At 44.1% G+C, this 11,772-nt stretch carries 16 protein-coding genes; 10 read left to right on the forward strand and 6 right to left on the reverse strand.

Features of this window, described 5'->3' with window-relative positions; translation table 11 throughout:
- Both groEL and ACYVRA_RS05100 read right to left on the reverse strand, forming a co-directional pair.
- Positions 1 to 774, reverse strand: a 774-nt coding sequence (gene groEL / locus ACYVRA_RS05095) for a chaperonin GroEL (protein ID WP_461251669.1), incomplete at its 3' end; no start/stop codon positions are given.
- A 169-nt stretch (positions 775 to 943) separates the two neighbouring features.
- Positions 944 to 1,174, reverse strand: a complete 231-nt coding sequence (locus ACYVRA_RS05100; protein ID WP_461251670.1) for a YdbC family protein — start codon at positions 1,172 to 1,174, stop codon at positions 944 to 946.
- A 137-nt stretch (positions 1,175 to 1,311) separates the two neighbouring features.
- Between ACYVRA_RS05100 and ACYVRA_RS05105 the strand changes: the two genes are divergently transcribed.
- Positions 1,312 to 2,319 carry a hypothetical protein gene (locus tag ACYVRA_RS05105; RefSeq protein WP_461251671.1) on the forward strand — a complete coding sequence of 336 codons (1,008 nt, stop codon included), beginning with the start codon at positions 1,312 to 1,314 and terminating at the stop codon, positions 2,317 to 2,319.
- Entirely contained in the window at positions 2,316 to 3,086 is a 771-nt protein-coding gene (locus tag ACYVRA_RS05110; protein WP_461251672.1) for a LysM peptidoglycan-binding domain-containing protein, read from the forward strand. The genes ACYVRA_RS05105 and ACYVRA_RS05110 overlap by 4 nt, the downstream gene beginning before the upstream one ends.
- A gap of 41 nt (positions 3,087 to 3,127) precedes the next feature.
- Here ACYVRA_RS05110 and ACYVRA_RS05115 read toward each other — a convergent pair whose 3' ends face one another.
- Positions 3,128 to 3,688: an NUDIX hydrolase gene (locus tag ACYVRA_RS05115; RefSeq protein ID WP_461251673.1), complete on the reverse strand. Its 561-nt coding sequence runs from the start codon at positions 3,686 to 3,688 to the stop codon at positions 3,128 to 3,130.
- Between the two features lie 92 nt (positions 3,689 to 3,780).
- On the opposite strand from ACYVRA_RS05115, the gene thyA reads away from it, so the two are divergent.
- From thyA to ACYVRA_RS05150, 7 genes are all read left to right on the forward strand, one after another.
- Positions 3,781 to 4,647, forward strand: a complete 867-nt coding sequence (thyA, locus tag ACYVRA_RS05120) for a thymidylate synthase (protein ID WP_461251674.1) — start codon at positions 3,781 to 3,783, stop codon at positions 4,645 to 4,647.
- Position 4,648: 1 nt separating this feature from the next.
- Positions 4,649 to 5,149: a dihydrofolate reductase gene (locus ACYVRA_RS05125; protein WP_461251675.1), complete on the forward strand. Its 501-nt coding sequence runs from the start codon at positions 4,649 to 4,651 to the stop codon at positions 5,147 to 5,149.
- An 11-nt stretch (positions 5,150 to 5,160) separates the two neighbouring features.
- A complete protein-coding gene (locus ACYVRA_RS05130; RefSeq protein WP_461251676.1) occupies positions 5,161 to 6,087 on the forward strand; it encodes a nucleotidyltransferase family protein in 927 nt (308 codons plus the stop codon).
- A complete protein-coding gene (locus ACYVRA_RS05135; protein ID WP_461251677.1) occupies positions 6,087 to 6,593 on the forward strand; it encodes a COG2426 family protein in 507 nt (168 codons plus the stop codon). The genes ACYVRA_RS05130 and ACYVRA_RS05135 overlap by 1 nt, the downstream gene beginning before the upstream one ends.
- Before the next feature lie 153 nt (positions 6,594 to 6,746).
- The gene (gene rbr / locus ACYVRA_RS05140) at positions 6,747 to 7,289 is read left to right on the forward strand and encodes a rubrerythrin (protein WP_461251678.1); all 543 of its coding nucleotides are present in this window, start codon (positions 6,747 to 6,749) and stop codon (positions 7,287 to 7,289) included.
- A 32-nt stretch (positions 7,290 to 7,321) separates the two neighbouring features.
- Positions 7,322 to 8,371: a tRNA 2-thiouridine(34) synthase MnmA gene (gene mnmA / locus ACYVRA_RS05145; RefSeq protein ID WP_461251679.1), complete on the forward strand. Its 1,050-nt coding sequence runs from the start codon at positions 7,322 to 7,324 to the stop codon at positions 8,369 to 8,371.
- Between the two features lie 129 nt (positions 8,372 to 8,500).
- A complete protein-coding gene (locus ACYVRA_RS05150) occupies positions 8,501 to 8,665 on the forward strand; it encodes a hypothetical protein (protein WP_461251680.1) in 165 nt (54 codons plus the stop codon).
- Between the two features lie 264 nt (positions 8,666 to 8,929).
- Here the strand turns inward: ACYVRA_RS05150 and ACYVRA_RS05155 are convergent, their stop codons facing one another.
- The 3 genes from ACYVRA_RS05155 to ACYVRA_RS05165 form a co-directional block, all read right to left on the reverse strand.
- Positions 8,930 to 9,598, reverse strand: coding sequence for a hypothetical protein (locus ACYVRA_RS05155; RefSeq protein ID WP_461251681.1), 669 nt, complete (start codon positions 9,596 to 9,598; stop codon positions 8,930 to 8,932).
- 835 nt (positions 9,599 to 10,433) lie between these two features.
- On the reverse strand, positions 10,434 to 10,736 hold the full coding sequence (locus tag ACYVRA_RS05160) for a helix-turn-helix domain-containing protein (protein ID WP_461251682.1): 303 nt from the start codon (positions 10,734 to 10,736) through the stop codon (positions 10,434 to 10,436).
- The gene (locus ACYVRA_RS05165) at positions 10,733 to 11,086 is read right to left on the reverse strand and encodes a type II toxin-antitoxin system RelE/ParE family toxin (RefSeq protein WP_461251683.1); all 354 of its coding nucleotides are present in this window, start codon (positions 11,084 to 11,086) and stop codon (positions 10,733 to 10,735) included. Before ACYVRA_RS05165 ends, ACYVRA_RS05160 begins: the two co-directional genes overlap by 4 nt.
- A gap of 361 nt (positions 11,087 to 11,447) precedes the next feature.
- On the opposite strand from ACYVRA_RS05165, the gene ACYVRA_RS05170 reads away from it, so the two are divergent.
- The coding region (locus tag ACYVRA_RS05170; protein ID WP_461251684.1) for a hypothetical protein at positions 11,448 to 11,772 on the forward strand (325 nt) is incomplete at its 3' end.

The following is an 11,772-nucleotide window of genomic DNA, read 5'->3' on the forward strand; positions in this document are numbered from 1 at the left end:
AAGGGCTTCGCCGTCACAGTCTTCGGCGATGATGAGCAGGGGCTTGCCGCTTTGGGCGACTTTTTCCAACAAGGGAAGCATATCCTTCATGCTTGAAACTTTTTTGTCGTGGATAAGAATATAAACGTCTTCGTAGACGCTTGTCATGGTGTCGCGGTCGGTTACGAAATAGGCTGAAATGTAACCGCGGTCAAATTGCATACCTTCTACAAATTCAATGGAAGTTTCCATTGTTTTGGCTTCTTCCACGGTGATGACTCCGTCTTTGCCGACTTTTTCCATCGCGTCGGCGATTGTGTTTCCAATTTCGCTGTCATTATTGGCGGAAACCGAGGCGACGTGGGAAATTTCTTCCTTATCCTTGATAGGTTTGGAATTTTTCTTAATTTCATCAACAGCGATTTCCACCGCTTTGTCGATGCCGCGCTTTAGCTCGATTGGGGTCATCCCTGCGGCGACGGACTTGAGTCCTTCTTTTACCAGCGAGTAAGCCAGAACTGTCGCCGTGGTTGTTCCGTCTCCGGCGACATCATTTGTCTTGGTGGCTACTTCTTTCAGTAACTGCGCCCCCATATTTTCGTATGGGTCGGCAAGTTCCACTTCTTTTGCCACTGAAACCCCGTCTTTTGTTACTGTGGGGGCGCCGAATTTTTTGTCCAGAAGGACATTCCGTCCCTTGGGGCCGAGCGTTACTTTGACGGCCTTTGAAATCTGCTCAACCCCGGCAAGTAGCTTGCGCCGGGCATCTTCATTGAACATTAACTGTTTTGCCATATACATCTCCTTTTATTGCCGAACATCAATATGTTCTTTCGGCATATATTAAAAAATTTAGCCTGACTATTTATACAAATCAGACAACTATAAAATACCAAATTGCCGAAATTTCGGCAATAGCCTTTTAGCTATTAGAGTTGTTCAAAACTTCAGTTCCCGAACAAGTCTATTCTTGTTTAGCGGTGGCTAAAGTTAGCAATTTTATCAATTCAGCCGCTTCATCTTGCGTAAGGGTGACTCCTTTGCCCATTTTCTCGCGTCCTGGAGCCCAATCCCTAATATCGAGTTTTGGCGTTCTGCCGCTCCATGACACCAGATTAAGCTCTTTCTGCCAGCCGCTTTTTTCCTGGGAAATCACCCCAAAATGCTTTACCACTTCAAAACTGAAATTATCCATAAAAATTACTACCTCTTATCTTAAAATTTTAGTAAAGAATAGCACAAAAATATTAAAAAATCAGCTTGAAAAAGTGGTATATTTAGTGTATACTCTATCGGTAAATTCGAAAATTCGTTCCCGATAAGGAGGGATTAATGAAAAGAAAGATTTTCTTTATTCTATTAATACTGTCAACAATCGCTTTGATATGTATTTCCTGTAAAACAACGCCTAAGGCGGAACCCGCTCCAAAAGTTTCAGCCGAAGTAAAGGCCAAAGCGGATCAGGCCAGAAAGCAGGCGATGGATTTTGACAGCAACACTTATTTCCCAAGCGAGTGGGAAGCGGCCGAAACCCAATATAACGCGGCAAATGACGACGCTTCGTTTAACGCAGCGGCGGACGCTTATAACGCGCTCTTTAAGAAAGCCGTTCCGCTTTACGCGCAGGCCAGAGAAGATGAATTAATGGGGACAAGAGAAGAATTAATCGCTACTGGCTTTACCGATGTTTTTCCGCAGTACTTAAAAAAGGCGGATGATTTATCCCTTGCCGCGCAGGACAAATATGAAGCCGGTGATTATTATGGGGCCAAAGACACCGCTGCCGCCGCGTTGAATGAATATAAAACCCTTTTAGCCGGCGCTAAAACATATTTAACAAGACAGGAAATTATTAACCGCGGTTTTATAAAGTATGATAATGATAATTTTATAAAGGCGGATGAAATCGCCCATAACGCTCTAACGGCTTATGACGCGGGCGATAAAGATAAAGCTCTTGCTAACGCGGAAGAAGCCCAACTTCGTTACAATATTGTGCTTTCAAACGGATGGACGGTCTATTCCACAGAACGCAGGGATGCCGCTTCCAAAGAAAGGGAATTGGCTATAGCCGACAAGGCAAACATCGCGTCCCGTGAGACGTTCCGTAAAGGCGAGGCTTCGCTTGAAGACGCGAAAGCGTTATATGCTGATGGAAAATACTCTGAGGCGGCATTGTCGTTTGTGGATGCCGAGGCGAATTACGCTATTTCCAGAAAAGAGACGGAAGAAAAACGCATGAAAGCCGAGGAGGCTATGAAGATAGCCGGAGAAAAAATCGGAGAAAGTAATGAAACGGCCATAGAGGCTGAAAAAATTATAGGAGGTGGTTCAAGATGAACCGTAAAATTTTATTTGTATTGATTATATCAATATTCTTTACAGTTTTAGCGTTTGCCCAGTCCGATATTCCGGAACTGGATGTAATTATTCCCGCTTACAGATCTGTCGCGTATTTTGCCGCGGTTGGGGATGATAATGATTCGGCAATTCCCACTAGCATAAGCCAAAATGAATTTTATCTTCGCAGCCTTGAATTAAATAAACTGGCTGCGGAAACCTATGATTACGGCGACTATGAAGCTTCCGCCGGTTTTGCCCAAGAAGCGGTACATTATGCCCAACTCTCAGATGAATATGTTTCCAATCAGCTTATCGCCGAAGCTGCGCGTTTAATGAAATGGGCGAGTGATAACAAGTTTGACACAAAGTTTCCGAATAATTTCATTGAAGGAAAGACGCAATATGAAAACGCGGTAGAAGCCCGTACCAATCAAAACTGGAACGACTCTATTGACTCAGCCATTAAAGCCATTGAGATTTTCACTGCGTTTCAAACATCCGGCAAACCTGCAGTCCCCAGCGGCCCATTGGCAAGTCAGTATACTGTAAGGACATGGAGAGTAGAAAGGGATTGTTTATGGACTATCGCCGGTTATCCGTGGGTTTACGGAGATCCGTGGCAATGGAAAGTGCTATATGACGCCAATAAAGATAAAATGCCTGAACCCGCGAATCCCGATTTGATTGAACCCGGCATGGTATTGGACATCCCCCCCCTCAGCGGTGAAAAACGTCAAGGCATGTGGAGTCCCACCAACAAGTGATTAATATTGATAAGAGGTTTGCCTAAAGGTGAACCTCTTTTTTAAACATTTTTTTGGTAAAGCGCCAGGGCGGAAGCCATTAGCGCGTGAATGTACGGTTCTTTTCCCATACCTTGAATTACGTCATCGGCATTTACTAAAACAACTTCGACATACTCGTCTTCGTCAAGCGATTGCTTGCCGCAGTTTGTCAGTTCTTGCGCGAGAAAAAAATGCGTTCTGTTGGACATTATCGCCGGGTTGGGGCTAAATTCCCCAATCTTTTCAATCTTCTGCGGAACGTATCCCGTCTCCTCGCGCAGTTCTCTGATTGCCGCGTCTTTAGGATTTTCCCCCTCCTCAAAAACGCCGCCGGGAAATTCAAGGCTTAGACTTCGCGCTCCATGCCGCCACTGCCTAACCATGACAAATTGCTTTCCCTGCTCGCCTTCGATAACAGGCACAACAATAGCCCAGTCCTTCGCCTCAATAACCGAGAAAGTATGAGGTTTGCCATTTTTCTGCGCCGGCGGTCTGCAAAGAGATTCCCAAACAGAGAACACCCTGCACTTAAAAACCTGTTTACGCTCTTCTTCTGTCCACTCTAGAAGTTTTTCGTCCATATTAAATAATAGCGTATTACGAATTTATTGTAAAGATTTCTTATTAACGCTTGCCCGTAATGAAGCTTGAGTATAAACTATAAGTACTAAAAATGAAAGCGTATATTGATATTATTCAAAAAATTCTTAATAGCGGCTATCGTAAAACTAACCGTACAGGGGTTGACGCTCTTACTATTGCGGGAGCAATGTTTGAGCATGATATGGCGGAGGGATTCCCTTTGCTGACTACAAAAAAAATTCCTTTCCGGCTGATTGCGTCTGAATTGGAGTTTTTTATTCAGGGCATTACCGATAAAGAGTGGCTTAAAGAGAGGAATAACCATATCTGGGACGAGTGGTGCAGTTCTGACGTGGTCGCTTATGGTAACGATGAAGAGACGAAGGCAAAGATGATGAAAGAGCGCGAGCTTGGCCCTATTTACGGATGGCAGTGGCGCAGTTTCGGCGCTAGTTATACGGCGCATAACGTTCCCGCGCGGGGACAGGGTATTGATCAACTTGATATGCTGGTAAAAACTCTTAAAACAGATACCGATAACAGGCGCATGATTGTAACCGCGTGGAACCCAATCGACCTTCCGCGCATGGCGTTGCCGCCGTGCCATTACGCTTTTCAGGTAACGGTAATTGACGGCAAAGTGAACCTTCTATGGAATCAGCGTTCCGTCGATGTCGCTCTGGGGCTGCCCTTTAATATCGCCGGTTACGGATGCCTTCTTCACCTTCTAGCGAAAGAAGCGGGTCTTGGCGAGGGTAAGCTGATTGGCTTTTTAGGGGATACGCATATTTACGTGAATCATCTTGAGGGTATTCGCGCGCAAATAGAGCGCGTTCCAAAGACTTTGCCGCGAATAAAGACTGAAAAATTTACTTCTGTTTTTGACTGGCATTACGGTGATTCGGTCATCGAAGGGTATGATCCCCACCCGGCTATTAAGTTTGATATAGCGGTTTAGAATGAGAAAAAATATTCCGCGGGAAATAATTATTATTGCCGCAATGTCGGAGAATAGAGTTATTGGGAAAGATAACGCTCTGCCGTGGGCTATTAAGGAAGACATGGCGCGGTTTAAAAAACTGACTAAGGGGTGGCCTTGCGTTATGGGAAGAAAAACGTGGGAATCTTTGCCTGTAAAGCCGCTTCCGGGGCGGTTGAATGTTGTCGTTTCCAAGACAATGGCTGCTAACAACTCTATCAACAAAGATGCAAAAATTTTTCCCTCTTTGTCCGCCGCCGTTGAGAATTTATCCGGCTATGAAAAAATCTTCATCATCGGCGGAGAGACTGTTTACAGGCAGGCGCTTGAGCTGGCGGACAAAATTGAATTAACGGTGGTTCATAAACAATATGAGGGAGACGCGTTTTTTCCGGAAATAGACGCAACTTGCTGGCAGTTGTCCAATACCGAAGATTTTGACACTTTTTCATTTTTTACATATACTAAAGTTAAAAAATAAGAGGAGAAATCATGAAAGGACCGATTTTAGTCGTGCTTGCGGCGGGCATGGGAAGCCGTTACGGCGGGCTTAAGCAGATGGATAAACTTGGAAAAAACGGAGAAGTGCTGCTTGATTATTCCGTGTACGACGCGGTTAAATCAGGATTTGAAAAAATAGTTTTTATTATTCGTCATGATATAGAAAAAGATTTTCGCGATCTGGTATTGGCGCGGATGGGTTCAAAAGTAAATAGCAGTCTTGCTTTTCAGGACCCTGACAGTTTGATACCGCCTGACATTTTTCGCGCCGCGCAAGAAGCGGGAAGGAGCAAGCCCTGGGGTACCGGACATGCCCTGCTCTGCGCGGCGGATAAAATTGACGCGCCTTTCACTGTAATAAACGCCGATGATTTTTACGGCAGGGAAGCGTTTGCCGTTATGGGAAAACATCTTTGCGGGCCTGACGCTAATACGGCTTCTATTGTGCCTTACCGCCTTGATAAAACGCTTAGTCCGCAGGGTACGGTTGCGCGCGGCGTATGCGTAATTGATGACGGTTACCTTGTCAGCGTGGACGAATTGACCGCCATCGAACAAAAGAACGGGCGTATTTTTAACACCGCGCCTGACGGTTCAATCCGCGAGCTTGCCCCTGATACTCCCGTATCAATGAATTTCTGGGGCTTTTCGCCAGATATAATTCCCGAATATAAAAAATATTTTGATGAATTTTTAAAAACTTTCGCGGCGGATGTTAAAGGACAGATTAAAAACGAATGTTTTATTCCCAAAGCCGTGGATTATTTTATTAAACATGGCAGCGTCAAAATTAAAGTCCTCCCTGCCGGTTCAAATTGGTTTGGCGTAACATACAAAGAAGACAAAGAGGCCGCGATTAAAAAAATTGAAGAATTAATATCTTCCGGCGTATACCCGCCTTCTCTTTGGAGCAATTAATGAGCCTTCCTTTAATATTGTCAATTACCGCGTTTCTGTCCTTTATGCCTATTTCCGAACTACGTGGCGCGATACCGTTTGCGATTGCGAATGGCATAAGCTGGTATTGGGCTTATCTGTTTGCGGTTGTATTGAACGCCCTTGTCGCTCCCGCCTGCTGGATATTTCTCGCGACTGTACATAAATTTTTGTATGGCGAAAGCGAAGACAAAGGTTTTCGCTGGTATAAAAGTTTTTTTAACCATTTTGTTGAAAAAGCGCGTAATAAACTTTCCGAAAAACTTGAAAAATGGGGATGGCTTGGCATCGCCGTATTTGTGGCGATTCCCCTGCCTATAACGGGCGCGTGGACGGGAACGCTTGGCGCGTGGATACTGGGCGTCAGTAAAAAACGCGCAATGGCGGCTGTAATTTTAGGCGTAGTAATCGCGGGAGCGATTGTAACGGCAGTAGTTGTTTTTGGAATTGAAGCGGCGAATTTGTTTATAAAGAAAATAAAATATTAAGTTTTTCAAAAACTTCAGTTTCTGAAAAATTTCCTTATAAAAGAAATTATAGCTTGTTTACATCGTTTTTTTATTTTATACTGAAATTGTTCGCGAAACCGGGCTAAGGCTTGAAGTTTACGGACAAGTATATTTAATTTAAAGGAGAATATTATGGCTGAATTAAAAGGTTCAAAGACAGAGAAAAATTTACAGGCTGCGTTTGCAGGCGAGTCCCAGGCGCATGTTAAGTATCAGTACTTCGCGTCAAAAGCGGAAAAAGAAGGTTATCAGCAGATTGGCGCGATTTTCCGCGAGACCGCGTTTAACGAAAAGGAACACGCAAAAATTTGGTTTAAATTTTTACATAACGATAATGTTCCGCCGACCACCGATAATCTTAAAGCCGCGGCGGACGGTGAAAACTATGAATGGACTGATATGTACGCCGGTTTCGAGAAAACCGCTAAAGAAGAAGGCTTTGACCATATCGCCGAATTATTTAAAATGGTCGGCAAAATAGAGAAAGAGCACGAAGAGCGATACCGCAAACTGCTTGCCAATGTCGAAGGCGGCCTTGTGTTTTCACGCGACGGCGATCAGGTTTGGCAATGTTCCAACTGCGGACACATTGTCGTTGGCAAGAAAGCTCCGGACGCGTGTCCCGTGTGCAAACATCCAAAAGCGTATTTTCAGATTAGGGCGCAAAATTATTAATCGCGGAAGCGGGATCATTCGTTAAAGTAAGTATGGTTGAAAAAGCGATAATCGCCATGTCGGGCGGCGTTGACAGTTCTGTCGCCGCCGCCCTTATGCTTGAGAAGGGTTTTCAATGCGTCGGCATAACGCTTAAACTTTACAAGGGTGAAAGCCGCTGTTGTTCGCTTGCGGACGTAAATGACGCGAAAAACGTGGCTTTCAACCTAGGCATGGATCACTATGTCCTGAATTTTACCGAAGAATTTGACAAACAGGTAATCCGCCATTTTATAGAAACTTACGAACAAGGCGCGACTCCCAACCCCTGCATTGAATGTAACCGCCATATAAAGTTTAATCTGCTCCTACTTCGCGCGCGCCAGCTTGATTTTGACTATCTTGTTACAGGCCACTACGCGCGTGTCACAAAAGACGTAAGCGGCAGATATTTGCTTTTAAAAGCGTTAGATGAAAAAAAAGATCAAAGTTATGTACTTTATTGCCTTACCCAAAAACAGCTCCAATGTTCCCTTTTCCCTCTTGGCGGGCTTTCTAAAAATGAGGTGCGTAAAATTGCCGAAGAGAAAAAATTTGTAAACGCTGCAAAGGGGGAGAGCCAGGACATCTGTTTTGTCCCCGACGGCGACTACGGCAATTTTATAGAAAACTACACAGGCAAAACATACCCGCCCGGCGACATTATCGACATGGAAGGGAAAAAAATCGGCACGCACAAAGGCCTTATCCGCTACACAATCGGGCAGAGGCGCGGATTGGGCGTCGCCGCCAATTATCCTGTTTATGTCACAGAAAAGTCAACCGCTAACAATACCGTAACGCTTGGCGCAGACAACGCTCTTTTTTGCAAATCGCTATCCGCCAAAAACATCAATCTTATCGCCTGTGAAGACTTAAAAAAACCGTTACGCGTAATGGTAAAAACCCGCTACTTGCAGGCTGCCCAAAGCGCGGTTGTGGAACAAACAGGGAATGACAGCCTACACGTTGAATTTGATTCGCCCCAACGCGCGATTACTCCGGGGCAGGCGGTTGTTATGTACGACGGGGATATTGTAGTAGGCGGCGGGACGATAGAGTAGGGGTGTACAATAAGAAGAATTTTTACCACGAACCAACACGAACCAGTAGATAGCATCTTCTAACGCTAATTAGTATTTTAAACCAATCTTGCCATTTTATCAAAAACGGAGTATGATTATTTTGTATGGATGATAAATCAAATGGAATGTCTGGACAAAATTATTTCCCTGTTGGAAATTGCCAACAAACAACCGTCTATACTGGTTAGAGTTGGAAACGGTGCGGCTACTGGTGCGGGAATACTTGGTTTAATTTCAGTTATTGATATACTTAAAACATGGTTAGGAGGGTAATTTCATGGCATGGCAAATCATTTTAACAGTTGCTTTATTAATCACTAGCGGAGTACTTTTTTTTGTTACTAACAAATTAAAAAACAGCCGATAAGCGGCTCTTTATCACCCGAAAGTAACAGAGCTTTCTCTTTAGCAAAACTCCTTAGTTAAAATGCGTAGCCTTTTAGCCGCTATCTGGCGTAGCCGGATTACCCTGTACTTAAGGATTTATTGGGCATACATCTTCTAGCGGTAAAAGCGGCATGGAACATGATTATTATATTACCATTCTTTGGGTTTATTATTCGGCGGAATAATATTAAAAGTTTCTCCGGAGGGTTCTATAACAAAAAGGCCTTGTTTTAATACATATTCTTTTACATTGTCCGTCATTACTACCCCCGCGACAGCTCCCAAAAAAGTACGTTTGTCACCGTGTAAATCGGCATATTTACGCATTTTTTCGAGGCGCTTAATATGATCCTGCACATCTTCGGTGGTGGGTTTGGTTTTTACTTCGACAAGCATGGCTTTATCGCCATTTTCCAGTTTAACATCAATTTCAAAGTGTATATTATTTTTACGATCTGAAACATCGGAATTTGGATTCGCTTGGGGAAAATCATATCCTAATTCTCTAAATTTCTCCCTAAGATTGGGCGCAACCATATATTCAACAATTTCACCCATTCGTTTGCCGAGTTTACCTAGTTGACTATCAGTTTTCTGCATTTGTTTGTCGAGCCGTTCCGCGCTTTCTTTCATTTGTTTGTCGAGCCGTTCCGCGTTTTCTTTCATTTCCCGCTGCCATTCTTTCATTAGGCGGTCAGTTTCCTTTTGTTTTTCGCCTACTTCCTGAAATAATGCCCACACGGTTTCAAAACTTGGTGGATTGGCATCTGTAGGATTCATGGCATCCTGCGGATGCCTTGTTGTTTGTACTGCTTCCATGTTTTTCTCCTGCTTATAATATACCACTTTTTACGGCTTTTTAAAACCGCTCTCTCCCTCTCCTCAACACGATGTATGCCCAAAGGATTTATTTAGTACAGGCGGGCAGGCTGCGCACGCTGTAAAAACTTCGTAAGAGTCCGCCTCGCACTGACGGCCACCTAAAGGCGGCCTTGCTTTTATTGGGGACTGCGGCATTTTTTGGTGCTCTCAGCGTGCGGCATTATTGATCTACACGGCTACGCCGTGCGTTTATTTGGCTGTGAGCCTTTCGGCGACTAAACAGCGGTGGGTAGAAAGCCTTATCTATGGTATGTCGCCGAACGTTTTTTCTCTGAATTTTCTTTGTTTTATTCCAAAGTCTCTACGGCGGGGAACGCCCGAAAGACGTTTTTACATCGCACGCAGCCTGCCCACCTGTACTCAAGGATTTTATTGGGCATACATCTTCAAGCGGTAATGAGCATTTAGTTCTGTAGCAGAGCTTTGCGTATGCCCGGCTTTTATCTGACCACTAAAACACATAGATAAATTTGTTTACGGTGATATTTTTGATTATGTGTTTTAGTGGTCAGACGAGGAATTTTTTCAATATTTTGGGTTTGGGCATACATCTTATAGCGGTAATGAGCAATTATCTAATTAGCAATTAACAATAGACACTACCGCTAGCGTATAAATGTCGTATAACGACGCTAGGGAAAAGTGGTGTCAGCTACACTGCGTTTACGTTTATAGGACTAAATAATGAACTTTTTATAATGTCCTTTTTATCGTTATTTTCCATAACACCTTCCTTGTTGGAAATACTTAGTGTTGATTATTACGATATGCCTCAAGCCTGAAACCGTCTCAAAAACGCAGGGTCATCTCTGACGACTTCAAGCAGACGGCGAGAGGCTCCTTCAGGTTTATTTCTGCCGTTTTCCCATGCTTCTACTGTTTTGGGTGAGACGCCAAGCGAACTGGCAAAAACTACCTGACTTAATCCGGTTTTTTTGCGTATCCGCTTGATGTCTTCGGTGTTGAAAGCGGCTACCGGTTTTATTGTCAGTTTAGTTTTTCTGGCGTGAATTTTTCCTTGTTGATAATCTTCGGCTTCGGTCAAGCCTTTTATAATACTTTCGTAAACGTTCATTTTTTATTCTCCTGTTCTTTCAATCCTTGTTCCAGCCGGACAATGATTTTGGCGATTACGTTTCGCTCGGCTTTTGATAGATTGTCTTTCTCATTTTTGGGATAGGCGGTTATGAGATAAATTGTCTCATAAAAAGCAAAGTCCACATAAGCGACCCTGCCGCTTCCGCTTTTCCCCTTTCCCTCAAAAGCGATGCGTATTTTACGCAGCTTTTTTGTTCCACGGATTACATCCCCTGCTTTCGGATTTTCCAGCAAGGTTTCTTGAAGTTGACGGAGTTCATTGTCGCCCAAGCCCATTTTTTGCCATTGGCGATCAAACTCCGGCATCATTACAAATTCACGAGTCATATTTCTATCTTTGAATATACCCTATTAAATAGGGTTTGTCAAGGGAAAAAATAATCAAAACAAAAGGAAAATAGAGCCTATTATGATTTGTCGTTTTAGTTCATTTTGCGGTCAATTCCTATATGGTGTCACCTCCAACCGTGTTGAAACAGAGCAAGTGTTTCAACAGATTAGGAAGTGACTCCTTTTGCTGCCGAAGTAGCTATCCGGTCTAGCCGAATTGCCATTGACAAACTCCCCCTAAAAATACTAAAATACTCTTAATGAGGCAAAAAGTGGCTATAAATACCCAATTCCCGACACAAAAACCGTTGCTTACAAAAAATCTTCAAAGCGCAGACAATGAAAGTGAGGGGTTTTAATGGCTATTAAATACATTTCTAAACAGTGTTGCATACCTCGCTCTGGTCCGGGCGCACTGCCTCACCTAAAGGTTCGGCGCGTTTATTCTAAATGGGGATTTTATTTAGCGCCACGCTGTGCCGCATTATCCATCCACACGCCTTCGGCGTGCATGATTGAGCGCCGCGGCGCGGACGGCGGGATAAATCCCGCCTCAGTTTATTCATCTGGGGTACGCTGTTCGGCGCCGGGGCGTTTTGATTTGGTTCATCTACACGCCTTAGGCGGCGTGCGTTTAATTTCCCCCCCCCCCCCCCCCCACCCCCCCCCCGCACCACCACACA

The sequence above is a fragment of the Treponema sp. R8-4-B8 genome (assembly GCF_054786175.1).

Coding starts and splice junctions, on each gene's coding strand:
- ACYVRA_RS05100 (WP_461251670.1), bottom strand. CDS start 1,174: ATGGATAATTTCAGTTTTGAAGTGGTAAAGCATTTTGGGGTGATTTCC.
- ACYVRA_RS05105 (WP_461251671.1), top strand. CDS start 1,312: ATGAAAAGAAAGATTTTCTTTATTCTATTAATACTGTCAACAATCGCT.
- ACYVRA_RS05110 (WP_461251672.1), top strand. CDS start 2,316: ATGAACCGTAAAATTTTATTTGTATTGATTATATCAATATTCTTTACA.
- ACYVRA_RS05115 (WP_461251673.1), bottom strand. CDS start 3,688: ATGGACGAAAAACTTCTAGAGTGGACAGAAGAAGAGCGTAAACAGGTT.
- thyA (WP_461251674.1), top strand. CDS start 3,781: ATGAAAGCGTATATTGATATTATTCAAAAAATTCTTAATAGCGGCTAT.
- ACYVRA_RS05125 (WP_461251675.1), top strand. CDS start 4,649: ATGAGAAAAAATATTCCGCGGGAAATAATTATTATTGCCGCAATGTCG.
- ACYVRA_RS05130 (WP_461251676.1), top strand. CDS start 5,161: ATGAAAGGACCGATTTTAGTCGTGCTTGCGGCGGGCATGGGAAGCCGT.
- ACYVRA_RS05135 (WP_461251677.1), top strand. CDS start 6,087: ATGAGCCTTCCTTTAATATTGTCAATTACCGCGTTTCTGTCCTTTATG.
- rbr (WP_461251678.1), top strand. CDS start 6,747: ATGGCTGAATTAAAAGGTTCAAAGACAGAGAAAAATTTACAGGCTGCG.
- mnmA (WP_461251679.1), top strand. CDS start 7,322: ATGGTTGAAAAAGCGATAATCGCCATGTCGGGCGGCGTTGACAGTTCT.
- ACYVRA_RS05150 (WP_461251680.1), top strand. CDS start 8,501: ATGATAAATCAAATGGAATGTCTGGACAAAATTATTTCCCTGTTGGAA.
- ACYVRA_RS05155 (WP_461251681.1), bottom strand. CDS start 9,598: ATGGAAGCAGTACAAACAACAAGGCATCCGCAGGATGCCATGAATCCT.
- ACYVRA_RS05160 (WP_461251682.1), bottom strand. CDS start 10,736: ATGAACGTTTACGAAAGTATTATAAAAGGCTTGACCGAAGCCGAAGAT.
- ACYVRA_RS05165 (WP_461251683.1), bottom strand. CDS start 11,086: ATGACTCGTGAATTTGTAATGATGCCGGAGTTTGATCGCCAATGGCAA.